The 2,539-nt window shown below is 48.2% G+C and carries 2 protein-coding genes; both read left to right on the top strand.

Annotated elements, in window-relative coordinates; genetic code table 11:
- The first annotated feature begins 346 nt into the window (after positions 1 to 346).
- Positions 347 to 1,630 carry a PLP-dependent transferase gene (locus IJN28_03055; protein ID MBQ6712751.1) on the top strand — a complete coding sequence of 428 codons (1,284 nt, stop codon included), beginning with the start codon at positions 347 to 349 and terminating at the stop codon, positions 1,628 to 1,630.
- 22 nt (positions 1,631 to 1,652) lie between these two features.
- On the top strand, positions 1,653 to 2,539 hold an 887-nt coding region (gene metA / locus IJN28_03060; GenBank protein MBQ6712752.1), incomplete at its 3' end, for a homoserine O-succinyltransferase.

The following is a 2,539-nucleotide window of genomic DNA, read 5'->3' on the forward strand; positions in this document are numbered from 1 at the left end:
AAATAGGTATAATATTCTCAATGCGAAGGACAAATATTCTTTCACAAAATACAACCTCATACTAAGACAATGACGAAGATGGCTGAATAACAGAGCGCACAGAGAATCGATGGTCGGTGTAAATCGATGGCAAAATTATTCTATAGCCTATGGCTTCCGAGTCGGAGTGCTGAACGTGCATTGGCATCAGTAGGTTCTCCCGTGATTGCTGCGTCAAGGCATAGGACGTGATAGCGTCCGAGAGTGGCATAGTAATATGCAATTTGAGTGGTACCGCGGTTTACCCCGTCTCAAAGATTTCTTTGAGACGTTTTTTTATATCCATACATCGAGGAGGTCATCTACCATGAATCAATATCGTATCGAAACCAACTGTGTACAAGGCGGTTATCGCCCCGATAACGGCGAACCTCGCCAAGTTCCCATCATACAGAGTACGACGTTTAAATATAATACAAGTGAAGATATGGGCAAGCTATTCGATCTTGAAGCAAGCGGATATTTTTATTCGCGCCTTCAGAATCCTACCTGTGATACTGTCGCCGCAAAGATATGCGCACTCGAAGGCGGTACAGCGGCAATGCTGACTTCGTCGGGGCAGGCGGCTAATTTTTATGCCGTATTCAATATCGCCAACTGCGGTGACCATATCGTTGCTTCTTCTACCATATACGGCGGTACCTATAATCTGTTCGCTGTCACAATGAAAAAAATGGGCATTGATTTTACCTTCGTTTCCCCCGATTGCACCGACGAGGAACTCAGTGCCGCATTTCGCCCGAATACAAAAGCCGTATTCGGCGAAACGATCGCCAATCCCGCACTTACCGTTCTCGACATTGAACGATTCGCTAAAGCGGCACATGACCATGATGTTCCACTCATTATCGACAATACTTTCGCAACGCCTGTTCACTGTCGTCCGTTTGAATGGGGCGCAGATATCGTCACCCATTCCACAACGAAATACATGGACGGTCACGGCGCCGGTGTCGGTGGCTGTATCGTTGATTCGGGCAGATTCGACTGGATGGCACACAAAGAGAAGTTCCCCGGCCTCTGCACGCCTGATGACAGCTACCACGGTATTACCTACGCAGAAAAATTCGGTAAAGAAGGCGCATTCATTACGAAAGCAACAGCACAACTGATGCGCGACTTCGGCTCAACGCAATCTCCGCAGACAGCTTTTCTCTTGAACCTCGGCCTCGAGAGCCTCCATGTCCGCATGGCCCGCCATGCAGAAAACGGACTTGCCGTTGCACGATTCTTAAAAGAGCATGATAAGATCGAATGGGTCACCTATCCTTCTCTCGAAGGAGATAAATGCTACGATCTTGCAAAAAAATATCTCCCGCATGGTTCCTGCGGTGTCGTCAGTTTTGGTGTTAAAGGAGGCAGAAAAGCAGCCGAAACATTCATGGGGCACTTGAAACTCGCCGCGATCGAAACGCATGTTGCCGATGCGCGCACCTGCTGTCTTCACCCTGCTAGTTCGACACACCGCCAGATGAGTGACGAAGAGCTTATCAAAGCAGGCGTATCGGGCGACCTCGTACGTCTTTCCTGCGGCTTGGAACACGCACAAGACTTACTCGACGATATCGCGCAAGCACTTGCGAAGCTCTAATAACGGATAAAGGAGATTATCTATGCCTATCAAAATTCCGAACGAACTTCCAGCGGCCAAGACATTGACCGATGAAAATATCTTTATCATGACAGAATATCGTGCCATCACGCAGGATATTCGTCCGCTCAAAATACTTCTGCTCAACCTTATGCCGACCAAGATAGACACCGAAACACAGCTTTCTCGGCTTCTCGGCAACACTCCGCTCCAGATCGAACTGGAGCTGATCCATACAAAAACGTACGAATCGCAAAACACACCAAAAGAACATCTGCTTTCTTTTTACAAAACGTTCGATACGGTAAAAGACAATACATACGACGGACTTATCATCACAGGCGCACCTGTCGAAAAAATGAAGTTCGAAGATGTCGATTACTGGGACGAACTTGCAGAGATCATGGAATGGAGCAAAACACACGTACACAGCACCTTCCATATCTGTTGGGGCGCACAAGCAGGCCTCTACTACCATTACGGCATCCAAAAGCATGACCTGCCGCAAAAAATGTTCGGCGTATTCCCGCATACACTCGACCGCAAACAGTCTATCCTGTTCCGCGGCTTTGATGATGTCTTCTACGTCCCGCATTCTCGCCATACGACTGTTCGCCGCGAAGATATCGAACGCGAACCTGCACTCAAGATCATCGCATCTTCTGAAGAAGCAGGTGTCTATGCTATTTCAAATGACGGCGGCAGTCAAATATTCATCATGGGACACTCTGAATACGACCCGCGCACACTCGAAAAAGAATACCTTCGCGATAAAAACTTAGGTCTTCCCATCGAAGTGCCGCAGAACTACTACCCGAACGATGACGATACCAAAGCACCGCTCGTTACCTGGCGCGCACATGCCAATCTCCTCTACTCTAACTGGCTCAACTACTTCGTCTACCAGAC

The sequence above is a fragment of the Selenomonadales bacterium genome (assembly GCA_017442105.1).
Lineage (GTDB): Bacteria > Bacillota > Negativicutes > RGIG982 > RGIG982 > RGIG982.

Excerpts from the sequence above, each read along its gene's own strand:
- IJN28_03055 (MBQ6712751.1), top strand. The coding sequence starts at position 347 with ATGAATCAATATCGTATCGAAACCAACTGTGTACAAGGCGGTTATCGC.